This is a genomic window from Sphingomonas sp. GW822-FHT03G08, from assembly GCF_058801135.1.
In genome coordinates, this window is the sequence record NZ_JBXAMZ010000002.1 from 1,056,501 (window position 1) to 1,077,921 (window position 21,421).

Genomic DNA, 21,421 nt, shown 5'->3' on the forward strand with positions numbered 1-21,421 from the left:
CTTTTCGCAACGCACCGTTTCGCAGGTGACCGATTTCGTGACTGACACGCATCTTCCTCCCGATCTTCTTTGCGCCATCTCGAGAGCCCGGGCGCATGCGCCGTTCCTCGATCATCTGCTCACGCGTGAGGCCGCGCTGGTGGCTGGCCTCGAGTCCGCGCTCGCGGATCCCCGCGCTGCCGCGGCCGCCATCGCCGATGAGATGGGCGAGGGCGCGCGACTGCGCATCGAGCGTCGTCGGCTGGCCCTTATCGTCGCGCTGGGCGATCTCTCGGGCCGGTTCGACCTCACCCGTGTCACCCATTTGCTCAGCGATTTCGCCGATGATGCGCTGGACCGTGCGATCCGCGCGGCCATCCTCGAACGCACGCCGGACGCCGAACCGCGTGGCTTCGCGGCGATCGCGCTGGGCAAACAGGGTAGCCGCGAGCTAAACTATTCCTCGGACATCGATCCGATCCTGATCTTCGATCCCGAGACCTTGCCCTGCCGCCCGCGTGAGGACGTGCAGGAAGCCGCGGTGCGGATCGGCCGCCGCGTAGTCGAGCTGCTCCAGACCCGCGACGAGCATGGCTATGTGCTGCGCGTCGACCTGCGCCTGCGGCCCTCGCCCGAAGTCACCCCGATCGTGCTGCCGGTCGAGGCGGCGATCTCCTATTATGAGAGCCAGGCGCTGCCGTGGGAGCGTGCCGCCTTCATCCGCGCTCGTGCCTGCGCCGGCGATCTTGGCCTGGGCGGTTATTTCCTCGACGCGATCCGCCCGTTCGTGTGGCGCCGCGCGCTCGATTTCGGCACGATCCGCGAGATCCGCGACATCAGCCGCCGCATCCGCGATCATTATTCCCAGGCCCAGGCCTTCGGTCCCGGCTATGACCTCAAGCGGGGCAGGGGCGGAATCCGCGAAGTCGAGTTCTTCGCCCAGATCCACCAACTCATCCATGGCGGCCGCGAGCCGGCGCTGCGCGCGCCCGCCACCCGCGATGCGCTTGCCGCACTGGCCGAGGCCGGGCGGATCGGCGCGGACGAGGCGGCGGACCTCACTGCGGCCTATGTCCAGCTGCGCACGATCGAGCATCGCCTGCAGATGGTCGACGATCGCCAGACCCACGAGCTGCCCGAGAGCCTGACCTCGCTCGACAACGTCGCCCGGCTCCACGGCCTGGAAGGTGGCGGCGCGCTGACGACGCTGCTCAAACCCTATGTCACGCGCGTCGGCACGATCTATGACAGCCTGGCAGGCGAAGAGGAGCAGCGCCTGCCCAGCGAAGCCGCGCCGCTGGAGGCGCAGCTCACCGCCGCCGGCTTCGAGCGCCCTGACGGCGCCACGCGGATCGTCCAGGGCTGGCGCGCCGGCACCTATCCGGCGCTGCGTACCCCCGCCGCGCGCGAGGCGCTGGAATCGGTGCTGCCCGGCCTGATCCAGGCCTTCTCGCGCGCGCCCGACACCGTCCATGCGATCACCCGCTTCGACGCGATGCTCTCGCGCCTGCCCAGCGCGATCAACTTCTTCCGCCTGCTCGAAGCCCAGCCCGGCATGGCCCAGCTGCTCGGCCAGATCCTTTCGCTGGCGCCGACGCTGGCCGAGCAGCTTGGCCGCCGCGCGGAGCTGCTCGACGGCCTGATCGACGCCACCGCGCTCGAGCCCGTGCCGGACATCGAGGCGCTCGCCGCCGGCATGCGCGGCTGGGAGCCGGGTTCGGACTATCAGTACCAGCTCGAATTCGTCCGCCGCTTCGTCAACGAGAAGCGCTTCGCCCTGGGCGCGCAGATCGTCGCGGGGGCCAGCGATCCGCTCGAAGTCTCGGCCGGCTATGCCCGCGTCGCGGAGGCGGCGATCGGGACGCTGGCTGCCGCGACGGTCGAGGAATTCGCGCGCAATCACGGCGCGGTACCGGAGAGCGAGCTGGTGATCCTCGCGCTCGGCCGGATGGGCGGGCAGGCGCTCACCCATGCCTCGGACCTCGACCTCGTCTATCTCTTCACCGGCGACTATGCGGCCGAGAGCGACGGCGCCAAGCCGCTCGGCGCGGTGATGTACTACAACCGGCTCGGCCAGCGCGTGACGGCCGCGCTCTCGGTGCCGACGCCTGCGGGCCCGCTCTACGAAGTCGACACCCGCCTGCGCCCCTCGGGTGCGCAGGGCCCGCTTGTCGTGTCGCTCGAAGGTTTCGAGAAGTACCAGCGCGGGGACGCCTGGACCTGGGAGCATATGGCGCTCACCCGCGCCCGGCCGGTCTATGGTTCACCCCAGGCCAGGGCGAAGGTTCAGGCGATCATCGACGAAGTGCTCGGCGGTGCCCGGCCGGAGCGCGACATTCCCGCCGAAGCCGCGAAGATGCGGGCCGACATGGCCGGCCACAAGCCGCCCCAGGGCCCGCTCGACGCCAAGCTGCTGCCCGGCGGGCTGGTCGACCTCGAGTTCGCGGTCCATGTCACCCAACTCGCCCACCGCGCCGGCTTCGAGCCGCGCCTTGGTCCGGCGATCGACGAACTGGCTGGGCAGGGGCTGCTGCCGCCTTCGATGCGGGCCGCGCATGATTTCCTCACCCGGTTGCTGGTGACGATGCGCCTCGTCGCGCCCGACGCGCAGGAGCCGCGCGCACCCACCCAGGCGCTGATCGCCCGCGCGCTCCGCCTCGAGAGCTGGGACGAGGTGGTTGCGAAGCTGGAGCAGACCCGGCAGGAGGTCCGCCATTGCTGGGCTGCGGTCAGCGGCGCGGCCTGAGGAGATTCACATGGCACTGGAAGAAGGCGACAAGATCCCCGCGGTCAGCCTCGATGGCACCGAAGGCGAAGCGATCGCTCTGGCGGACAAGATCGGGAAGCCCTTCGTCCTCTATTTCTATCCCAAGGACGATACTTCGGGCTGCACGCGCGAGGCGCAGGACTTCTCGGCGTTGATCCCGGAATTCACCGCGCTCGGCGCCGAGGTGCTGGGCGTGTCGAAGGATCCGCCGATCAAGCACCAGAAGTTCATCAACAAGTACGACCTCACCGTGCCGCTCGCCACCGACACCTCGGGCGCGGCGATGGAGTCGTTCGGCGTGTGGGTGGAGAAGCAGCTCTACGGCAAGCGCTACATGGGCATCGATCGTTCGACTTTCCTGTTCGACGAGGAAGGCAAGCTGTTCCGCGCCTGGCGCCGGGTGCGCGTGCCTGGCCATGCCGTGGACGTGCTCGAATCGATCAAGGAAATGCAGGCCCGCTGATGCGCTGGCTGCTCGCCCTGCTGGCGGCGCTGGCGTTCGCGCCCACCGCCGCCCAGGCACAGGACCTGCCGGCGGTGCCGCGCGCGCTGCTCAACACGGCGGCGCTGGTCTGCGTGAGGATCGACCGCGAGGGCAAGGTGGACGCCTTCCTGCTCGATTCGAAGGGCGATGCGGCGCGCGACAAGGCGGTGCTCGACTGGGTGCGCGGGCTCAAATGGCCGGCCGGCGATGGGGAGGGGCGCAACCGCTGGTTCCCGATGCCGGTGCAGTTCGGCGACGTTCCCGCGCCGGAGATGCCGCAGGGTTGTGCCCCCGGATCGGACCGCGCCTGACATGACCCGCAGCGTTGCCGAAGCCTGCCGCGCGGTGCTCATCGCAGCGGCGCCGGCCGCCAAGGTCAAGGCCGCCCGCGCCGCCGCGCGCGACTGGCGGCTCGGCCGGCTCGCCTTCGCCTTCGATGTGGCGATGCCCGACCGCCCGGCGCGCCCGGACCGGCCTGAGTTGCTCCCGCCCAACCGCATGCCCAAGCGCGGCAAGGGCGGTTCCGAACGCGGCCGCATCGCGCTTATCCACGCGCTCGCCCATATCGAGTTCTCCGCGATCGACCTGGCGTTCGACGCGGTAGGCCGCTTCGGCGGCGAATATCCGCGCGGCTTCACCGATGACTGGATGGGGGTGGGCGCCGACGAGGCGATGCACTTCGTCCTGCTCGATCGGCGGCTGAAAAGCCTCGGCAGCTTCTACGGCGCCATGCCCGCGCATGACGGGCTGTGGGATGCCGCCGCCGAGACCGCGCATGATTCGCTCGCCCGCCTCGCCGTGGTGCCGATGGTGCTGGAAGCGCGCGGGCTAGACGTCACGCCGGCCACGATCGAGCGATTTTCCGCCGCGGATGATGCAGTTACCACCCGCATCCTCACACGGATCGTCAACGATGAAATTCGCCATGTCCGGGCGGGAACCACCTGGTTCGAATCGCGTTGTCGCGAATTGGGCCGTGTCCCGCATGCAACATGGCATGCGCTGGTTGCACGTCACTTTCGCGGTGCGATTAAGCCTCCGTTCAACGACTCGGCGCGCGACTCAGCCGGTTTGTCCCGGGAATATTACCAACCTCTTGCGACGACCTGATCCATCTGGCCAAAAGCCATCCGTCCAGAAGGCGGAGGGGCTGCTTGCTGCGACAGTGGATAAATGAAGTACGGTCGCCGGGTCGCTTTTCGGTGCTGACTTCCATGAACTTGCCGGGGAATCATGGCCAAGGCGTCGAACACCAAAACCGCTACTGCTGCTCAGCGGTTCCGTGCTTTCTTCACTACCCGCGATTTTATTTTCCATGACGGCCGCGACCTGAAGCGCTTCAGCATCGCCGGACGCACCCAGGCGCTGCTCGCAGGCGTGGGTACCGTCACCGTGCTGTTCTCCGCCTATGGCGTGGCCCAGGCCGCCGTCGGCGCGATCGCGATCAGCGGCGTGACCGGCACGCCCTCGTCGCCCGAGGCGCAGGTCGCCCAGATGCGCGATCAGGTCGAGAAGATGCAGGCCGATGTCGCCGCCGCCAAGGAGGCCGCCCGCCTCCAGGCCGCGCGCGTCGAGCAGCACCAGGCCCTGATCAGCGCCACGCTCACCGGCAAGGGCGATCGTGCCGTGATCGAGCAGCCGCTCCCCAATACCTCGGCCCGCACCAGCGCCGTCGCCAGCGAAGTCCTCGCCCCGCTCAAGCAGGTCGAGGCCCGCCAGGTCGCGATGGCCGGCAAGGCCCGCGCCGCCGGCGAAGCCCGCTACCAGCGCACCGCCGGCGAACTCCGCCGCCTCGGCCTGTCGCCCGAGCGCTACGTCAAGGTCCCCGCGATGGGCGGCCCGTACGAGCCGATCGACAATGACGGCGCCAATGGCAGCGACGCTTCGGCCGAAGCCGCCGACGCCCAGTTCCGCGCGCTGTTCGTCACCTGGAAGAAGCTCGACGTGCTCGAGCAGACGGTGATCTCGGTCCCGTCGATGCAGCCGGTCGACAAGCTCACCTTCACCTCGAACTATGGCGTCCGCTCGGATCCGTTCCGCGGCACCGCGGCGATGCACGCCGGCGTCGACATCCCCGGCGCGATCGGTACCCCGATCTACGCGACCGCCGACGGCGTCATCAGCCATGCCGGCCGCCAGGGCGGTTATGGCAACCTCGTCCAGATCAACCATGGCCGCGGCATCGAAACGCGCTATGGCCACCTCTCGAAGATCCTCGTCGCCGACAACACCCGCGTGAAGCGCGGTCAGCTGATCGGCCTGATGGGCTCGACCGGCCGCTCGACCGGCAGCCACCTCCATTATGAGGTGCGCGTCGATGGCAAGGCCGTGAACCCGATCCCCTTCCTGCAGACCGGCGAGTATCTCGCCTCGGTGCAGGACCGCGTCCAGGGCGGCGTCGGCGGCCCGGCGAAGAACAAGTAAGCCTGATTTCAGGAGAGGAAGAGGGGCTGCCCGCGAAGGCGGCCCCCTTTTCTTTTTGGGGGCGGTCGACCTGCTTGTCCTCCCCATCGTCATCCTCGCCCTTCTTATCGTCATCCCCGCGAAGGCGGGGATCCATTGCCGCTGGTGGCAACGAGACTCACTGTTGCTCGCCAGAATGGATTCCCGCCTTCGCGGGAATGACGAAAGGATAGGGAATGGCATCCCCCGGGGGGCATGCCTCCCCCGCATTGTGAGGAAGTGTTTCCTCCGCACCGCGCCGGTTGCGCCCGCCCCAAGCCTTGTCCATCCGCCTGACAGACGCCGGCCGCCAAGAGCCGGTGCGCCGCAGGAGATGAACCCATGAGCATCGTTCTCGCGCTCGGGCTGGCGCTTGCAGCCACGGAACCTGTCCATTCCACCCTCGAGCATCGCGCCCGCTTCGATCATGCCGGCGAAAGCATCGACACGCATTACCGCGCGCGCGTCGTGCTGGTTCGTCGCCAGCTCGGCTCGGTCGCCAAGGCGGGCGTTCCGTCGACACTGCGTTGCAGCTGGCGGGCGCATCTGCGCATCGATCGCGAGGCACGTTTCGGCGAGGCACAGCGCTTGAGCCGGAGTATCGATCGCAAGGCGATCCTCGCAGGCAGCCGTCCCGGCTGGTGCGGCGCCAGTGACACCGCGGTGAACCGCGAAGTCGCCCGCCGCGCCGAGGAGATCCGCACGCATCTGCTGGCGGTCGCCGGGGAGGACCGGGATGTGCTGAAGGCGGCGATCGAGCCGAAGGGCGCGGGCCGCTGAAGAGGATGATGGTGAAGCGTATCAAGTTCATATCGTTGGCCGCGCTGCTTCCGGCCCTGGCCGGCGGTGCGGCGCATGCCCAGGACCTGTCCGGCGGCGTCGAGCTCGCGACCGACGAGAGCCGTCGCGGCCTCAGCTGGAGCGAGGGCCGCGTGGCGGCATCGGCGGATGCGCTGGTCGCACTCGGCGCGCTCGACGCCTCCGCGCGCATCGTCAGCACCCGCGATTCGACCCGGCATGCCGGTGCGGACGCCGTGGCGGATCTCGAACTGGGCGCGGCAACCGACGCCGGCCCGTTCCGGCTGCGCGGCCATGTGACCGCCCATGTCTTCGCCGGCGCGCGCGAGCGGATGGACTATGTCGAGCTCGGCGGCCATGCCAGCTATACGCTGGGGCCGCTCCAGCTCGGTGCCGGGGCGGTCTATGCGCCGGACCAGCGCGCGATCGGCGGCGACAATCTCTACGTCTTCGCCTCCGCCAATGCCGGCGTCCCGGCGACGCCGCTTTCCGCCTCGGCCTCGATCGGCCGCAGCTCGGGTACCACCGACGATCCGCTCCGCGCCGCTCGCCTGCGTCCGCTCGGCACCTATACCGACTGGCGGCTGGGGCTGGAGTTCAACAAGTTCCCCTTCACGCTCGGTATCGACTATGTCGGCACCGACTTCGCCCGCCGGACGACCAGCTCGCCCTTTGCCGACCTCGGCAATAGCGGAGACCGGGTGATGGGGCGGGTGCGGCTGGCGTTCTGAGGCGGTCAGGGGATCTCAGTGTCCCTCGATCGTCCCCCAGGTTCGGCTGAAATCGCGGCGCGCCAGGTCCTGGGGCGTGATCCAGAAGGTGCATTCGCCGACATCACCGAACATCCAGCCGAGCCCGCCGTCCGTCGACAGGCTCAACAGGCAGACGGTCGGATCGTTCACGGATAGCGCTTCCTGGGCGGAAGGCGCATGGCCGAGCATCTGCGAGAACTGGACGCCGAACACGGATCCGCCGCAGAACAGCGGCGCCATGATGTCATAGGTCGACCGGGAAATCAGCGACGCGTGCTCGGGATTGCCGGCAAAGGCGCGGATGACGGAGGCGCTCGCCTCGGTGATGGAATTCGAGACGATACCATTGAACGGAAAGCTTGGGTGCCTGGGCAGCGATGCGATCCAGGCACGGAAATCGGCACGGTCCGCGCCGGCCACCGTATCGCTCGCCGGCTTGCCGCGAGCCCGTGCGATCCAGTCCTGCGCAGCTGAGGTCGTAGCGGCTGGGTCGTCGAAACCGGTCCGGCCCGCCGCGATCTGCGTGGTGAGCGCCCGGCAGAAGAAATCGACATGCGACCAGAGCTGCGGAAAGGCATCGGGCGCAGCGTCGTCGCCGTAGAGCTGCAGCGCGACTGCGGTCGAATGCCCGTTCCATTCCTGCCCGGGCCGGGGCTCCTGCGTCGCGCGGTAATATTCGGCGTCCCGCCTGCGCTCCAGCACCTCGTCATATTCCTCGACAATCTCCTCGATTTCGCCGGCACGCTCCACCCATGCCGGAAAGCGTGGCTTCCCGAACAGTCGTGCCGGGTTGAGCCGTCCCCAGTCGAAGGGAGGCGAGATCGCCTCGTGTACCGCGCTGCCGTCCGGCCAGCTGTCGAACCGGAGCGGCTGGATCGGCCATTCGACATAGAGATTGGGGCCGGGTTCGCCGTCCCGGAGAAAGGGCCGGGCGAAGGGCGGCGGATAGAAGCCGCCGATGGGCGGAAGATCGTCCGGGGCCGCACGCGGCGGCGTCAGCGCGAACGCATCCTGGACATATAGCACCCGGCAGGCTTCGTGCGGCCGATCCGCATACCAGACCTGCTCGTCATCGCTTCGACCGAAGAAGAACAGCACGCCGCGCTCCGGAAGCGGCGATGGATGGCCGATGTCCGCGCAATCGATCTGGGCGAGGAAATGGAGCGGTACCCCCGATGGCATGCGCGGCCATTCATGATGCTCGGGCAGCCTGGGCAGTCCGCCGAACTTGCTGTTGGTCCGCGGCGCGGTGTGCGGCGGATAGGGGCGGTGGAGCAGCACGGCGTCCCGGCGATAGCGGGCCAGCAACTTGTCTATGATCCGCTCGGCTGCCTCGCTCATCAACGCTCCCCCTTTTGCGGCCGATTGCGGATCGGCGCCCCCCAGGTTGGAAGGCTAGCTTGAGCAGGGCGAGGCGACAATGCGGAGGGGCAGCTTCGCGCCATAGCGGTTCCGATTATCTGTTATTGACTAATCGTTCCACAATTCTTAAGTCGCGACCATGGCGAGACCACGCGAATTCGATCGGGATGCGGCTCTGGAGAAGGCGATGCGCGTCTTCTGGGCCAAGGGCTTTGCGGCAACCTCCACCGACGATCTGATCCAGGCGATGGGGATCGGGCGTCAGAGCCTCTACAACGCCTTTGGCGGCAAGCAGGACCTCTATCGCGAGGCGCTGGCCGCCTATCAGCGCGGCACGATAAGCGGGCACCTGAGGCGGCTGGATTCCCGGGCATCGCCGATCGAGGGCCTGTACGAGTTGCTGCACGGCCTCACGCCCCAGGACGATGCCGAGCGTGCGCTTGGCTGCATGGGCGTCGGCTCGGTGAGCGAGTTCGGCACCGGCGATCCGGCGCTGGTCGAGCAGCGCGGCAAGGCCGGCTCCCTGCTCGGCACGCGCATCGCCGACCGTATCCGCGAGGGGCAGGGGGCGGGGGAGATCGATCCCGGTCTCGATTCTGTCCAGACCGCGACCTTCATCCAGATGACCATGACCGGGCTCCAGCTCGCCGCGCGCGGTGGCGCCGGTTCGGAGGATCTCGCCGCCATGGCCCGGTTCGCCGTCGATCGCCTGCGCAAGGGCTGAGACTGCGGCGCGTCGCCCGGGAATATCTTCATTTGCCTAATTATTGACTGATCTATCAAGAAAGGAAATCCAGATGAACGTTCAAGCAGGTGCAGCGCGCAAGGTCGCGCTGGTGTTCGGCGGCTCGCGCGGGATCGGCGCGGCCGCGGTCGAGCGGCTGGCGCAGGAGGGGCATGCCGTCGCCTTCACCTATGTCTCACGGCCCGATGCGGCCGAGGCGCTGGTCGGCAAGATCGGGGAAGCGGGCGGCGCGGCGCTGGCGATCCAGGCCGACAGCGCCGATCCCGCCGCGATCCGTTCGGCGGTGGAGCAGGCGGTGGCGCATTTCGGCGGTCTCGATACCGTCGTGGTCAATGCCGGCATATTGCGGCTAGGCCCGGTCGATACGGTCAGCCTGGAAGAGCTCGACCAGATGATCGCGATCAACATCCGCGGCGTCTTCCTCGCGATCCAGGCTGCCGCGGCGCATCTGCCCGAGGGCGGGCGGATCATCACGATCGGCAGCAACACCGCGGTGCGCACCGGTTTCCCTGGCTCGAGCGTCTATCAGTTCACCAAGGCAGCGGTCGCGGCGATGGTGAAGGGGATCGCGCTCGATCTCGCGCCGCGCGGGATCAGCGTCAACAATGTCCAGCCGGGCCCGACGGCGACCGACATGACCGCCGATGCGCTCGACATGCTCGTCGAGAAGAGCCCGATGCGGCGGGTGGGGCGTCCGGCCGAGATTGCCGGGCTGATCGCCTGGCTGGCCGGGCCGGATGCCGGCTACATGACCGGCGAGAGCCTTACCATCGATGGCGGCTGGGTGCTTTAGGCCGGGCAGGGCGGTGACCCTCCGGTTGCCGCCCGCATGCATTGCTTCGCGGGCCTCGCTACCCTATCTCGACGCCATGGCAACGCTTACCCAGCCCGAGATCGGCCTGACCCCGTCCGCCGCGGCCCGTGTCGCGGCGATCGCGACGAAGCAGGGCAAGCCGGCGATCCTGCGCCTTTCGGTCGAGGGGGGCGGCTGTTCGGGCTTCCAGTACAAGTTCGGCTTCGCCGATGCGGTGGAAGGCGATGACAGCGTGGCGGAGCTCGACGGGGTGAAGCTGGTCGTCGATTCGATCAGCCTCGATCTGGTGCGCGGGTCGAGCGTCGATTTCGTCGACAATCTCGGCGGCGCGCATTTCACCGTGATCAATCCCAATGCCGCGTCCGGTTGCGGCTGCGGCACCAGCTTCTCGGTCTGAGGCGGAAGAGACCCTTGCCCAAGATCGTCACCTACAATGTCAACGGCATCAAGGCGCGGCTGGAGCGCCTGACCGAGTATCTGCGCGAGCAGCAGCCCGATGTGGTCTGTCTGCAGGAGCTGAAGAGCTCGGACGAAACGCTCCCGGTGGGGGATTTCGAATCCCTCGGCTACGGCGCGGTCTGGCATGGCCAGAAAGGTTTCAACGGCGTCGCGGTGCTGGCCAAGGGGCAGCAGCCGATCGAGCGCCAGCGCGGGCTCGAGGGCGATCCCGAGGATGTCCATAGCCGCTATATCGAAGTCGAGATCGGCGAGCTGGTCGTCGCCTCGATCTACTTGCCCAACGGCAATCCCCAGCCGGGTCCCAAGTTCGACTACAAGCTCAAGTGGATGGAGCGGCTGGCCGATCGTGCCCGCGCGCTGCTCGCCGAGGAGCGACCGGTGGTGCTGGCGGGGGACTATAACGTCATCCCCAATGACGACGACACCTTCTCGGTGCGCGCCATGCAGGAGGATGCACTGATGCAGCCCGAGAGCCGCGAGCGCTACCGCGCCCTGCTCGCCCAGGGCTGGACCGATTCGCTGCGCACCCGGTATCCGAGCGGCGGTATCTGGACCTTCTGGGACTATCAGGCGGGCGCCTGGCAGCGTGATGCGGGCTTCCGCATCGATCACCTGTTGCTCAGCCCGATCGCCGCCGATCGCTTCCTGGGCGCCGGTGTCGACAAGGAATATCGCGGCCGGGAAAAGGCCAGCGACCACGCGCCGACCTGGGTCTCGCTCCGCTAGTTCCAACACGCGCTCGGCTCCGACTCGCGAAAGTACACGAAGTACAGGCCAGGAAGCGTTTCTGGCCGGCTCCAGGCCGGCCGGATACCTTGGATTACGGCGCGCTACGCAACCTTGTTACGTGCGCGGGATCCTATTCGTCCAACAGCGTCAAAGAGCGGCCGATACTGCGCCCGGCCGCATGAGCCAAACAGGCGAAATCCTACATTGCAAGCGGCTCCGGACGACGCCGGCCTGTCCGCCGCGTCCGCTTCCGGACGGTGCCATTGTCCGTTTCCGGACGGCGGGTCCGCGAAAATCCCAATATTTGGCGTGTATTACCGTGCTATAGCACGTCATCACTTAGTCATAATGGGCTAAGTCATTGAATTTCCGAAACTCTCAAAACTGGCACGCCGATTGCGAAGCATGGGGCACAGGCGGGAAGGAGCGCCTGTCATGTCTGCAAGTAGAGGAGTTGAGGATATGATCAGCAAGCCCATCCAGTCCGCCTGCTTGGCCTTCGCGGCCACCGTTACCCTGGTCGCCGGCGCGGTTTCGCCCGCCATGGCGCGCAGCAATGATCCGGCCAAGGAAGCCCCGAAGAAGTCCGACGATCAGTCCGACAAGGCGATGCAGAAGAAGTACTGCGTCCAGGGCCCGTCGACCGGCACGATGTTCCCGAAGCGCGAGTGCCACACCCGCGCCGACTGGATCGCGCTGACCGGCAAGGATCCCCTCAAGAAGGACTGAGCGGCCCCCGCCGTCCCCGTGCGGCGAACGGTTCGCGACGCCCCCTCGCATTCAACCGTTCGCCCGCTCGTGCCCCCCGATCCCAAGGAATCCCCATCATGACCCGCAAGTCCATTTTCTCCGCCGCAGCCGCCCTGCTGGCTGGTGCAACTCTCGTCGCCGGTGCCGTCTCCCCCGCCGCCGCTGCCGTGAATGATCCGGTCAAGTCAAAGCAGGAGGTTGCTGCGGCGAAGGCCGACAGCCGCAAATACTGCATCTATCTTGAAGCTGCGACCGGAACGCGCATCCAGAAGCAGGAATGCCGTACCCGGGCCGACTGGCTCGACCAGGGTGTCGACCCGCTCGAGCTGAAGAAGCAGGCGCGCTGAAGCCCAGGGAGGGCGCCCGCGGCGGCTTTGTAAGCGTTCGCCGCCGCGGGTAGCGCTCTTCCGGTCCCCAGGCCGGCACCGGCCTGTTCCCATTGCAACCGGGAACAGGCTGGTCGTGGCCGTGCAGGACCAGCGCCGTCAGAGCGGCTTCTGGTAAATGACGTACTCGCGGTTGATGCGGGAATCGATCGCGCTGGCGATCGCATTCATCCCCTGGTTGTCGTCCAGGATCCAGCCGATCTCGCCCCGGCTCGCGCCATAGGTCTCCACCGCGGCGCGGCGGATATATTCGATCATCATGAAGGCCAGCTGGCTCGCCATGCGCGAGCTCTGCAGCCGCTTGACCACGCCCATCAGCGGCACGCGTGCGGTACGCGCCTTGGGGCGCCGCATCCACAGCAGCAGCTTGGCCCAGCCGAACGGGAGCAGCGAACCCTTGAGCGGTTTCAGCGGCTCGTTGAGATCGGGCAGGGTGACCATGAACGCCACCGGCTCGCCGTCATATTCGGCGATGCGGATCAGGTCGTTGAACACCAGCGGCTTCAGCTTCTTGCCCACATCGGCGATTTCGGGCGGCGTCAGCGGCACGAAGCCCCAATTGTCCGACCATGCATCGTTGAGGATGGCGAGGATGATCTCGGCTTCCTGGTCGAACTTCGACTTGTCGACCATGCGCACGTTGATGCGCTCGTTCTTCTCGCCGGCCGCGACGATGCGCTGGACGAGCGGCGGGAACTGCTGAGTGACGTCGAGCTCATAGGTGAGCAGCTTCTTGGCTTCCTTGTAGCCTGCCGCCTCGATCCAGGCCTGATAATGCGCCGGATGATGGCCCATCAGCACGGTGGGGGAGTGGTCATGCCCCTTCACCAGCAGGCCGGGCTCCTCCCAGATCGACAGGCTGACCGGGCCGAGCGCCTTGGTCATGCCCTTACCGCGCAGCCAGTCCTCGGCGGCGTTGATCAGCGCCTTGGCGGCGTTCTGGTCTTCCGCCTCGAACAGGCCCCAGAAGCCGGTGCCCGGGCCAAAGCCCTGTTCGGGCGGCATTTCCAGCGCCAGGAAGTCGATGTGCGCCGAGATGCGGCCCACCGTCTCCCCGTCGCGCTCGGCGAGGAAATATTGCGCCTCGGCATGGCTGAACCAGCCATTCTTCTTCGGGCTGATCGTCGCCGCCACTTCGTCGCGCAGCGGCGGCACCCAGTGCGGGTCGTTGCCGTTGAGGCGATAGGCGATCTCGATGAACTGCTTGGTGTCGCGCTTGGAAGAGACGGGACGGATGCTGAGCGGGCCGCTGGGCAAGGGAAAAGCCCTTCTGTTGGTTTGATTCAGCGCAATGCAGTCTTCCGCCACGGGGCCAGTGTCAAGCGCGGCGTTTCGGGGCGGGAGATGCCTCCACCTGACCCCTGGAATGCCACCATAAAGCCACTATCTCCCGCCAAATGGCAGACATCATGACGAAATCGCTTGCCCTGAAGATCGACGATGCGGAGCTGGAAACGGCCCCGGCATCGGCGCGTATCAAGCTTTCCGGCGTGCCCGACGATCGCGCGATGCTGCGCGCGGCGGCCGAGCTGACGCGCGACCTGCACACGCCCAACAAGCGCATCTACTGGACGGACATGCTCGTCTCGGCCGGCATCGGCTATGCCGCTTTCGCCGCGACGATCCTGGCGCCGACCTGGCCGCTGGCGCTGGTCGCCGGCGTGGTGGCGGTGCTCGCGCTCTATCGCGCCAGCCTGTTCATCCACGAGATCACGCACCTCAAGCATTCGCTGCTGCCGAACTTCCGGCTGGTGTGGAACCTTATCCTCGGCGTGCCGCTGCTCGTGCCTTCGTTCATGTACGAAGGCGTGCACACCATGCACCATGCGCGCACCCGCTATGGCACGGTCGAGGATCCCGAATATCTGCCGCTCGCGCTGATGAAGCCGTGGACGCTGCCGATGTTCCTGCTCGTCTCGATGCTGCTGCCGGTGGCGATGCTGATCCGCTTCGGCGTGCTCACCCCGCTGTCGCTGGTGATCCCGCCGCTGCGCCGCCTCGTCGTCGCGAAATATTCGGGCCTGCAGATCAACCCCAAATTCTCGCGCCGTGCGCCCGAGGGCGAGTTCCGCACCCAGTGGTACTGGCAGGAAGCCGGCGCGTGCATCTTCTCGATCGCGCTGATCACCGCGGTGGCGACGGGTGTTGTCTCGCTGCACGCCTTCGGCGTCTACCTCGCGGTGGTCGCCGGCGTGGCGGTGATCAACCAGGTCCGCACCCTCGTGGCGCATCTCTGGGAGAATGACGGCGAGCCGCTCACCGTGACGGCCCAGTATCTCGACAGCGTCAACGTGCCGACGCCGGGTTTCCTGGCCTATCTCTGGGCGCCGGTCGGCCTGCGCTACCACGCGCTGCACCATCTGCTGCCGAGCCTGCCCTATCACGCGCTGGACGAGGCGCACCGCCGCATCTCGACCGCGCTGGAAGAGGCGTCGGCCTATCACAAGGCCAACTACCCCACGCTGCGCGGGCTGATGCACCGCCTCGCCGCCAGCACGATGGGCGCCCGCTGAGCCAGCGGACGGGCTGAAACAGAAAAGGCCGGGCAGCGATGCCCGGCCTTTTTGCGTTTTTGGATTCATTCCAATTTCACTCCGGCTCAAGGCCGGGGTGACGAGGGTTTCGGCGTCAGAACCTCAAATCGGCGACCATTCGATCGCTTCCTCGCCCTCGTCGTCTTCGGCGACCTTGTCATGCTCGCCGCCGATTTCCTCGAGCAGCTTGTCGAGCACCCAGTCGACTCCGACGCCGCTGGCGCCGGAGATCGGGATCACCGTGCTCCCGCTGGCTTCTTCCAGCTCGGCGGAAAGCGCCGCGATCAGCTCGTCGTCAAGCGTGTCGATCTTGTTGAGCGCGACGATCACCGGCTTGTCGACCAGCCCCGCGCCATAGGCTTCGAGTTCGCCGCGCACGATCCGGTAGCTCTCGGCGACATCGGGGTCATTGGCATCGACCAGGTGGAGCAGTACGCGGCAGCGCTCGATATGGCCGAGGAACCGGTCGCCGATGCCGGCGCCTTCCGCCGCGCCTTCGATCAGGCCGGGAATGTCGGCGACAACGAATTCCTGCATCTTGTGGCGCACCACGCCCAGCTGGGGGCGGGTGGTGGTGAAGGCATAGGCGCCCACCTTGGCCTGGGCGTTGGTCACCTGATTGATGAAGGTCGACTTGCCGGCATTGGGCAGCCCGACCAGACCCGCATCGGCGAGCAGCTTCAGGCGCAGCCAGACATAGGCTTCCTCGCTCGGCCAGCCGGTGCCGTGCTGGCGCGGGGCGCGGTTGGTCGAGGTCTTGTAGCTCGCATTGCCGCGGCCGCCGTCGCCGCCGCGCAGGAAGACGACGCGCTGGCCCTCCTCGGTCAGGTCGAGCAGCAGCGAGCGCTCCTCGTCATCGGCGAGGATCTGGGTGCCGATCGGCACCTTGATGACAAGGTCGTCGCCGCCCGCGCCGGTGCGGTTCGAGCCCGCGCCGCCATGGCCGCGCGGCGCACGGAAATGCTGGGTGTAGCGGAAGTCGATCAGCGTATTGAGGCCGGCAACGGCCTCGAACACGATGTCGCCGCCCTTGCCGCCATTGCCGCCGTCGGGGCCGCCATATTCGATGAACTTCTCGCGCCGGAAGCTGACGGCGCCCGGGCCGCCCGCGCCGGAGCGGACGAAGATCTTTGCCTGGTCCAGGAAATGCATCGCAGGCCCATAGGCGAATGTCGCAAATTCGTCACCCCATGGTGACGGACTATTTACGCTGGCGCGGGACAATCGCCGCCGAAACAGGCCGGGGATTGGGGCAAATGATCCGTGAGGCGTTGATCGGGTGCGCGCTGCTGGGCGGCGGAGGCTATTATGCGGTGTCTGCCTATCAGGCGCCGGACATCGTCCGCACGGTGAATGCGACGCCGCACGATACCTGGCGCGGCTTCGACCTGGTGCTGAACGGCGCGAAGGAGAGCTGGACCGGCTATGGCCCCGGCGGCGCGACGCCGGAAAAGGGCGTGAGCTGGCCCAAGGTGACAAGCGTCGATTCGAAGGAGATCGATTATCGCGTCAGCAATGACGGGGCGGAGGCGATCCACCTCAGGCTGCGCTTCGAGCCGCTGGAGGACGGCCGCAAGACGAAGCTTTCCTTCGATGCGGACTTCAAGGGCAGGGCCGCCATGGCCAATTACAACCCGCAGGTCCGCGCGGCGATGGAGAAGGTGCTCGACGAGTTCATCGTCCAGATCGAGAATGGCAGGGCAGTGAGCTCGGTCGAGCGTTTCCTCGATTTCGATCGCCAGCTGCGTGCCCGGCCGGGCTATGCCGAAGGGCAGCGCCAGGTCGAGCAGATGCGCCAGCGCCAGGCCCAGTCGGCGGCGGCCGCACCGATGATCGATCCCGACAGAGGCAAGCTCGATCCGAAAGGTGCCGATGTGACGCCCAGGAATCCGTCCTCGCGCTACTGACGCGCAACTTTCCTGCTGGCGCTGCCGGGAACCGGAGGTATAGGCTTTCGGTTCATGGAGGCGGCGCTCGCATGCGCCGGCGAGAAGAAACCAAGGCAACCGTCGCGCGCAGATGAACTCGATCGATCGGTACATGGCGCGGCTGATCGCGGTGCCCCTGATCTCGACATTGCTGATCTCGGCAATGCTGCTGGTGCTCGACCGCATGCTGCGGCTGTTCGAGTTCGTCGCAACCGAGGGCGGCCCGGTCAGCGTCGTCTGGCGGATGCTCGCCAACCTGCTTCCCGAATATCTCGGACTCGGCATCCCGATCGGCCTGATGCTGGGCTGTCTGCTCGCCTTCCGCCGCCTTGCCACCTCGTCGGAGCTCGACGTGCTGCGCGCGGTGGGGATCAGCTATACCCGCCTGCTCAAGGTGCCTTTCATGTATGCGCTGGCGCTGGCGGCGCTGAACCTGGCGATCGTCGGCTTCGTCCAGCCCTGGTCGCGCTACAATTACGAGCAGCTCCGCTTCGAGCTGCGCTCGGGCGCGCTCGGTGCCTCGATCAAGGTGGGCGAGTTCACCAGCTTCGGCGCCAAGATGACCATGCGCATCGAGGAGAGCAAGGACGAGGGCCGCAAGCTCTCGGGCATCTTCGTGCAGATGATGACGAAGGACGGCACGCCGGTCGCGGTCACCGCGCAGAGCGGCCAGTTCCTGCGCTCGGATGATCCCGACGTCATCATCTTCCGCCTGCAGAACGGTACGCTCGTCCATCAGGACAAGGGCTCGCCGGTGCCGCGCGTGCTGACCTTCACCACGCACAACCTGCCGATTCCGCTGCCCAAGTACGAGCAGTTCCGCACCCGTGGCGGCAAGAATATCGAGCGGACCCTGCCCGAGCTCGCGGTGATCGGCCGCAATCCGCAGTCGAGCGAGGAGGATCGCGAGACCAGCCGCGCCGCCTTCCACTTCCGCCTGGCGGAAGTCGTGTCGATGTTCCTGCTGCCGTTCCTCGCGGTGGCGCTCGGCGTGCCCCCCAAGCGCTCGACCTCGGCGCTCGGCGTGTTCCTGTCGATCGTGATGATCGTGACCTATCACAAGATCAACGAGTTCGGGCAGTCGTTCGGGGCCAGCGGCGCCGTCGATCCGATCATCGCGCTGTGGGGCCCGTTCTCGCTGTTCTGCGCGCTGGTGATGTGGATGTACTATCAGATCGCCTATGTGCCGGGCGGCCAGCCGATCGGCGGGCTCGAAAAGATGTTCTCCAAGCTCACCAAGTTCGTCCTGCGCTACATGCCCGGGCGGCGGCGCAAGCTGCGCAGGGATGAGGCCGCGGCATGATCCTGAGCCTTTTCCCGTCCCGGACCATGTCCACCTACATGGCGAAGATGTTCCTCACGCGCACCTTCGCCATCCTCGGTGCGCTGGTGCTGATCCTCCAGTCGCTCGACCTGCTGACCGAGAGCAACACGATCCTGGCCTATGCCGGCAACGGCGATGCCGAGATCTGGCGCTATGTCAGCCTGCGCGTGCCGCAGATCGCCGCGACCTTCCTGCCCTATTCGGTGCTGCTCGGCTCGATCCTGACGCTCAGCCAGCTCAACCAGAACAGCGAAGTGATCGCGATGAAGGCCTCGGGGCTTTCGGCGCATCAGGTGCTGGCGCCGCTGCTGCTCACCGGCATGGTGGTGGCGGCGATCTCCTTCGCCTTCAACGACCGGATCGTCACGCGCGCCACCTCCACGCTCGAGCAGTGGAAGAAGGTCAACTACGCCCCGCTGCCGATCGATCGCGGTGATCGCAGCAATGTCTGGGTGAAGGGTGACAACAACCTGATCCAGGTCCAGCAGATCCGCGGGCGCGGCGACGGCGCGCAGCTCTATGGCATCACCGTCTATGAGCGGCAGGACCGTTCGCTGACCGGGATTCTCACCGCGCCGCACGGCGTGCGCGATGGCGATGGCTGGCGCGTCGAAAATGCCGAGCGCTTCACCATCGCGACCGGGCAGAAGGCCAAGGTCGGCAGCGTGGTGATCGGCCATAATATCCGCCCGGACCAGTTCACCCTGGCGCATGTCGATGCAGACAGCATGTCGTTCGGCACGCTCTACCAGGCGATCGGGGACCTGCAGGTCGCCGGCCGCCAGACCGAGGCGCTGGAAGGCGCGTTGTGGCACAAGCTCTCGGGCCCGCTCTCGGCGATCCTGATGCCGCTGCTCGGCGCCGTCGCGGGCTTCGGCCTGGCGCGCTCGGGCAAGCTGTTCGTCCGCGCGGTGATCGGCATGGCGCTCGGCTTCCTCTATTTCGTCGCCGACAATTTCGCGCTCGCGATGGGCAATCTCGGCGCCTATCCGCCGTTCCTCGCCGCCTGGGCACCGTTCCTGCTGTTCCTGATGATCGGCGAGGCGGTCCTCCTGCGCACCGAGGAATAGCTGGCGGGGCGGATGCCCCAAGCGTTCCTGTCTGGTCGTGGCGGATCGGGGGCCATATAGCGGCGCCCATGTCGCTCTTCCCGCCTGCTTCCTGCCCGCGCATCGTCGTCAAGATCGGTTCGGCCCTGCTGGTCGATCCGGATGGCAGCGTGCGCCGGGAATGGCTGGAGGGCATCGCCGCCGACATCGCCGCCCGCGTGCGCGAAGGGCAGCAGGTCGCGGTGGTCTCCTCGGGCGCGATCGCGCTCGGCGCCCGGCGCCTCAAGCTTGCCCGGGGCGGGCGCGCCAGCCTCGAGGATGCGCAGGCCGCCGCGGCGACCGGCCAGATCGAGCTGAGCCGCGTCTGGGCGGACGTGCTTGGCGCGAACGGCCTCACCGCCGCGCAGATGCTCGTCACCCTGGGCGACCTCGAGGATCGCCGCCGCTATCTCAATGCCGCCGCCACGCTTGACCGGCTGCTCGGCCTGGGCGTCGTGCCGGTGCTCAACGAGAATGACAGCGTCGCCACCGAGGAGATCCGCTTCGGCGACAATGACCGGCTCGCCGCCCGCGTCGCCCAGGCGGCCGGGGCAGGGGGCGTGGTGCTCCTCTCCGACATCGATGGCCTGTACGACCGCAATCCCGCGCTGCCCGGCGCCGTCCACATCCCGCGCGTCGAGCGGATCGACGGTGCGATCGAGAACATGGCCGACAGGGGCTCGGCCTCGGGCATGGGATCGGGCGGCATGGTCTCGAAGATCGCCGCCGCGCGCATCGCCAATGCCGCCGGTGCGCATCTCGCCATCGCTTCTGGCCGGATCGCGCATCCGCTCTCGGCCGAGGCCAGGCACACGCTGTTCGTCGCCGAGAAGGCTGCCCCCGCCCGCAAGGCCTGGCTGGCCGGCGGCATCACTGCGCACGGCACCATCCATGTCGATGCCGGCGCGGCCAGGGCATTGGGGCAGGGCCGCAGCCTGCTCGCCGCCGGCGCTACCCGCGTCGAGGGCGATTTCGCGCGGGGCGACCTGGTCGTGATCGCCGGGCCCGATGGCAGGCCGCTCGCCCGCGGTCTCGCTGAATATCCGAGCGACGACGCCACCCGCATCCTCGGCCGCCGCAACGAGGATCAGGCCGAGCTGCTCGGCTATGCCCCGCGCTCGACACTCGTCCACCGCAGCCATATGGCGCTGCTGTGAGCACCATCGCCCTTACCGGCGGCACCGGCTTTGTCGGCACCCGCCTGATCGCCCTTGCCCTTGAAGCCGGCCACCAGGTCCGCGCCCTCACGCGCCGCCCGCAGACCGAGCGCGCCGGCATCGCCTGGGTGCAGGGCGACCTGAACAACACCGCCGCCCTCGCCGAGCTGTGCGAAGGCGCCGACGCGGTCATCCATGTCGCCGGCGTGGTCAATGCGCCCGACAAGGCCGGCTTCGCCGCCGGCAATATCGACGGCACCCGCAACATGCTGGAGGCGGCCAAGGCCAGGGGCGTCCGCCGCTTCGTCCATGTCTCCTCGCTCGCCGCGCGCGAGCCCGAGCTCTCCGCCTATGGCTGGTCCAAGGCGGAAGGCGACAAGCTCGTCATGGAGTCCGGCCTCGACTGGGCGATGGTCCGCCCGCCCGCCATCTACGGCCCCGGCGACCTCGAGATGCTCGAGCTGTTCAAGCTGGCGAAACAGGGCCTTGCCGTCATGCCGCGCGGCGGCCGCATCTCGCTGATCGAGGTCGGTGATCTCGGCCGGTTGCTGCTCGCGCTCGCCACCACCGATGGCTGCAACCAGATCCTCGACGCGGATGACGGCACGCCCACCGGCTGGAGCCACAAGCAATTCTCGCAGGCGATCGGCACCGCGCTCGGCAAGCGCGTCGCCAGCTTCGCCCTGCCGCGTCCGCTGCTGATGGCCGGCGCGCATCTGGACCGGTTGCTGCGCGGCAAGAACGCCAAGCTCACCCCCGACCGCGTCGCCTATTTCTGCCACCAGGACTGGGTGATCGATTCGAGCCGCCGCCCGCCCGCCAATCTCTGGATGCCGCAGGTCGAAACCCCCGCCGGCCTCGCCGCCACCGCAGCCTGGTATCGCGAGCAGGGGCTGCTGTGACCCGCTGAGCCTCCGAGCATC

22 protein-coding genes are annotated in these 21,421 nt (G+C 67.5%); 19 read left to right on the plus strand and 3 right to left on the minus strand.

What is annotated here, in order from left to right:
- The first annotated feature begins 37 nt into the window (after window positions 1-37).
- From AC1RJ5_RS22040 to AC1RJ5_RS22070, 7 genes are all read left to right on the plus strand, one after another.
- Window positions 38-2,725 carry a bifunctional [glutamine synthetase] adenylyltransferase/[glutamine synthetase]-adenylyl-L-tyrosine phosphorylase gene (locus AC1RJ5_RS22040; protein ID WP_493115729.1) on the plus strand — a complete coding sequence of 896 codons (2,688 nt, stop codon included), beginning with the start codon at window positions 38-40 and terminating at the stop codon, window positions 2,723-2,725.
- Between the two features lie 10 nt (window positions 2,726-2,735).
- Window positions 2,736-3,209: a peroxiredoxin gene (locus tag AC1RJ5_RS22045; protein ID WP_184171121.1), complete on the plus strand. Its 474-nt coding sequence runs from the start codon at window positions 2,736-2,738 to the stop codon at window positions 3,207-3,209.
- Window positions 3,209-3,541: an energy transducer TonB gene (locus AC1RJ5_RS22050; protein ID WP_269575860.1), complete on the plus strand. Its 333-nt coding sequence runs from the start codon at window positions 3,209-3,211 to the stop codon at window positions 3,539-3,541. The genes AC1RJ5_RS22045 and AC1RJ5_RS22050 overlap by 1 nt, the downstream gene beginning before the upstream one ends.
- Window position 3,542: 1 nt before the next feature.
- Window positions 3,543-4,340 carry a ferritin-like domain-containing protein gene (locus AC1RJ5_RS22055; protein ID WP_493115732.1) on the plus strand — a complete coding sequence of 266 codons (798 nt, stop codon included), beginning with the start codon at window positions 3,543-3,545 and terminating at the stop codon, window positions 4,338-4,340.
- A 123-nt stretch (window positions 4,341-4,463) separates the two neighbouring features.
- A complete protein-coding gene (locus tag AC1RJ5_RS22060) occupies window positions 4,464-5,654 on the plus strand; it encodes a M23 family metallopeptidase (RefSeq protein ID WP_342249748.1) in 1,191 nt (396 codons plus the stop codon).
- Window positions 5,655-6,014: 360 nt separating this feature from the next.
- Complete coding sequence (locus AC1RJ5_RS22065; protein WP_493115735.1) at window positions 6,015-6,452, plus strand: hypothetical protein; 438 nt, start codon at window positions 6,015-6,017, stop codon at window positions 6,450-6,452.
- A 35-nt stretch (window positions 6,453-6,487) separates the two neighbouring features.
- Window positions 6,488-7,201 carry a TorF family putative porin gene (locus AC1RJ5_RS22070; protein ID WP_493115737.1) on the plus strand — a complete coding sequence of 238 codons (714 nt, stop codon included), beginning with the start codon at window positions 6,488-6,490 and terminating at the stop codon, window positions 7,199-7,201.
- A gap of 15 nt (window positions 7,202-7,216) precedes the next feature.
- Here the strand turns inward: AC1RJ5_RS22070 and AC1RJ5_RS22075 are convergent, their stop codons facing one another.
- A complete protein-coding gene (locus AC1RJ5_RS22075) occupies window positions 7,217-8,563 on the minus strand; it encodes a DUF1963 domain-containing protein (protein WP_493115739.1) in 1,347 nt (448 codons plus the stop codon).
- 160 nt (window positions 8,564-8,723) lie between these two features.
- On the opposite strand from AC1RJ5_RS22075, the gene AC1RJ5_RS22080 reads away from it, so the two are divergent.
- From AC1RJ5_RS22080 to AC1RJ5_RS22105, 6 genes are all read left to right on the plus strand, one after another.
- A complete protein-coding gene (locus tag AC1RJ5_RS22080; RefSeq protein WP_493115741.1) occupies window positions 8,724-9,308 on the plus strand; it encodes a TetR/AcrR family transcriptional regulator in 585 nt (194 codons plus the stop codon).
- Between the two features lie 73 nt (window positions 9,309-9,381).
- The gene (locus AC1RJ5_RS22085) at window positions 9,382-10,122 is read left to right on the plus strand and encodes a 3-oxoacyl-ACP reductase family protein (RefSeq protein ID WP_493115743.1); all 741 of its coding nucleotides are present in this window, start codon (window positions 9,382-9,384) and stop codon (window positions 10,120-10,122) included.
- A 76-nt stretch (window positions 10,123-10,198) separates the two neighbouring features.
- A complete protein-coding gene (gene erpA, locus AC1RJ5_RS22090; protein WP_184171147.1) occupies window positions 10,199-10,540 on the plus strand; it encodes an iron-sulfur cluster insertion protein ErpA in 342 nt (113 codons plus the stop codon).
- A 14-nt stretch (window positions 10,541-10,554) separates the two neighbouring features.
- Window positions 10,555-11,328 carry an exodeoxyribonuclease III gene (gene xth / locus AC1RJ5_RS22095; RefSeq protein WP_493115745.1) on the plus strand — a complete coding sequence of 258 codons (774 nt, stop codon included), beginning with the start codon at window positions 10,555-10,557 and terminating at the stop codon, window positions 11,326-11,328.
- A gap of 465 nt (window positions 11,329-11,793) precedes the next feature.
- Complete coding sequence (locus AC1RJ5_RS22100) at window positions 11,794-12,060, plus strand: hypothetical protein (protein WP_184171154.1); 267 nt, start codon at window positions 11,794-11,796, stop codon at window positions 12,058-12,060.
- A gap of 98 nt (window positions 12,061-12,158) precedes the next feature.
- Window positions 12,159-12,428 carry a hypothetical protein gene (locus tag AC1RJ5_RS22105; protein ID WP_184171157.1) on the plus strand — a complete coding sequence of 90 codons (270 nt, stop codon included), beginning with the start codon at window positions 12,159-12,161 and terminating at the stop codon, window positions 12,426-12,428.
- A 138-nt stretch (window positions 12,429-12,566) separates the two neighbouring features.
- On the opposite strand, the gene AC1RJ5_RS22110 is transcribed toward AC1RJ5_RS22105, so the two are convergent.
- Window positions 12,567-13,724, minus strand: coding sequence for a GNAT family N-acetyltransferase (locus AC1RJ5_RS22110; protein WP_493115748.1), 1,158 nt, complete (start codon window positions 13,722-13,724; stop codon window positions 12,567-12,569).
- Between the two features lie 152 nt (window positions 13,725-13,876).
- Here AC1RJ5_RS22110 and AC1RJ5_RS22115 point away from each other — a divergent pair, with 152 nt between their 5' ends.
- On the plus strand, window positions 13,877-14,980 hold the full coding sequence (locus tag AC1RJ5_RS22115; RefSeq protein WP_184171325.1) for a fatty acid desaturase family protein: 1,104 nt from the start codon (window positions 13,877-13,879) through the stop codon (window positions 14,978-14,980).
- A gap of 123 nt (window positions 14,981-15,103) precedes the next feature.
- Here AC1RJ5_RS22115 and obgE read toward each other — a convergent pair whose 3' ends face one another.
- Window positions 15,104-16,153 (minus strand): GTPase ObgE, encoded by a 1,050-nt coding sequence (gene obgE / locus AC1RJ5_RS22120; RefSeq protein WP_269575850.1) that lies wholly within the window; start codon window positions 16,151-16,153, stop codon window positions 15,104-15,106.
- A 104-nt stretch (window positions 16,154-16,257) separates the two neighbouring features.
- Between obgE and AC1RJ5_RS22125 the strand changes: the two genes are divergently transcribed.
- The 5 genes from AC1RJ5_RS22125 to AC1RJ5_RS22145 all read left to right on the plus strand — a co-directional run bounded on the left by AC1RJ5_RS22125 (window position 16,258) and on the right by AC1RJ5_RS22145 (window position 21,400).
- Window positions 16,258-16,908, plus strand: a complete 651-nt coding sequence (locus AC1RJ5_RS22125; RefSeq protein ID WP_269575849.1) for a hypothetical protein — start codon at window positions 16,258-16,260, stop codon at window positions 16,906-16,908.
- A gap of 112 nt (window positions 16,909-17,020) precedes the next feature.
- The gene (lptF, locus tag AC1RJ5_RS22130; RefSeq protein ID WP_269575848.1) at window positions 17,021-18,232 is read left to right on the plus strand and encodes an LPS export ABC transporter permease LptF; all 1,212 of its coding nucleotides are present in this window, start codon (window positions 17,021-17,023) and stop codon (window positions 18,230-18,232) included.
- Window positions 18,229-19,323 carry an LPS export ABC transporter permease LptG gene (lptG, locus tag AC1RJ5_RS22135; RefSeq protein WP_269575847.1) on the plus strand — a complete coding sequence of 365 codons (1,095 nt, stop codon included), beginning with the start codon at window positions 18,229-18,231 and terminating at the stop codon, window positions 19,321-19,323. Before lptF ends, lptG begins: the two co-directional genes overlap by 4 nt.
- 68 nt (window positions 19,324-19,391) lie before the next feature.
- Window positions 19,392-20,498 carry a glutamate 5-kinase gene (proB, locus tag AC1RJ5_RS22140; RefSeq protein WP_269575846.1) on the plus strand — a complete coding sequence of 369 codons (1,107 nt, stop codon included), beginning with the start codon at window positions 19,392-19,394 and terminating at the stop codon, window positions 20,496-20,498.
- Entirely contained in the window at window positions 20,495-21,400 is a 906-nt protein-coding gene (locus AC1RJ5_RS22145) for an NAD-dependent epimerase/dehydratase family protein (protein ID WP_493115751.1), read from the plus strand. Before proB ends, AC1RJ5_RS22145 begins: the two co-directional genes overlap by 4 nt.
- Window positions 21,401-21,421: the final 21 nt, after the last annotated feature.

Coding starts and splice junctions, on each gene's coding strand:
- AC1RJ5_RS22060 (WP_342249748.1), top strand. CDS start 4,464: ATGGCCAAGGCGTCGAACACCAAAACCGCTACTGCTGCTCAGCGGTTC.
- erpA (WP_184171147.1), top strand. CDS start 10,199: ATGGCAACGCTTACCCAGCCCGAGATCGGCCTGACCCCGTCCGCCGCG.
- lptF (WP_269575848.1), top strand. CDS start 17,021: ATGAACTCGATCGATCGGTACATGGCGCGGCTGATCGCGGTGCCCCTG.
- AC1RJ5_RS22105 (WP_184171157.1), top strand. CDS start 12,159: ATGACCCGCAAGTCCATTTTCTCCGCCGCAGCCGCCCTGCTGGCTGGT.
- AC1RJ5_RS22100 (WP_184171154.1), top strand. CDS start 11,794: ATGATCAGCAAGCCCATCCAGTCCGCCTGCTTGGCCTTCGCGGCCACC.
- AC1RJ5_RS22085 (WP_493115743.1), top strand. CDS start 9,382: ATGAACGTTCAAGCAGGTGCAGCGCGCAAGGTCGCGCTGGTGTTCGGC.
- AC1RJ5_RS22045 (WP_184171121.1), top strand. CDS start 2,736: ATGGCACTGGAAGAAGGCGACAAGATCCCCGCGGTCAGCCTCGATGGC.
- AC1RJ5_RS22055 (WP_493115732.1), top strand. CDS start 3,543: ATGACCCGCAGCGTTGCCGAAGCCTGCCGCGCGGTGCTCATCGCAGCG.
- proB (WP_269575846.1), top strand. CDS start 19,392: ATGTCGCTCTTCCCGCCTGCTTCCTGCCCGCGCATCGTCGTCAAGATC.
- AC1RJ5_RS22065 (WP_493115735.1), top strand. CDS start 6,015: ATGAGCATCGTTCTCGCGCTCGGGCTGGCGCTTGCAGCCACGGAACCT.
- AC1RJ5_RS22050 (WP_269575860.1), top strand. CDS start 3,209: ATGCGCTGGCTGCTCGCCCTGCTGGCGGCGCTGGCGTTCGCGCCCACC.
- obgE (WP_269575850.1), bottom strand. CDS start 16,153: ATGCATTTCCTGGACCAGGCAAAGATCTTCGTCCGCTCCGGCGCGGGC.
- AC1RJ5_RS22115 (WP_184171325.1), top strand. CDS start 13,877: ATGACGAAATCGCTTGCCCTGAAGATCGACGATGCGGAGCTGGAAACG.
- AC1RJ5_RS22075 (WP_493115739.1), bottom strand. CDS start 8,563: ATGAGCGAGGCAGCCGAGCGGATCATAGACAAGTTGCTGGCCCGCTAT.
- AC1RJ5_RS22080 (WP_493115741.1), top strand. CDS start 8,724: ATGGCGAGACCACGCGAATTCGATCGGGATGCGGCTCTGGAGAAGGCG.
- lptG (WP_269575847.1), top strand. CDS start 18,229: ATGATCCTGAGCCTTTTCCCGTCCCGGACCATGTCCACCTACATGGCG.
- AC1RJ5_RS22125 (WP_269575849.1), top strand. CDS start 16,258: ATGATCCGTGAGGCGTTGATCGGGTGCGCGCTGCTGGGCGGCGGAGGC.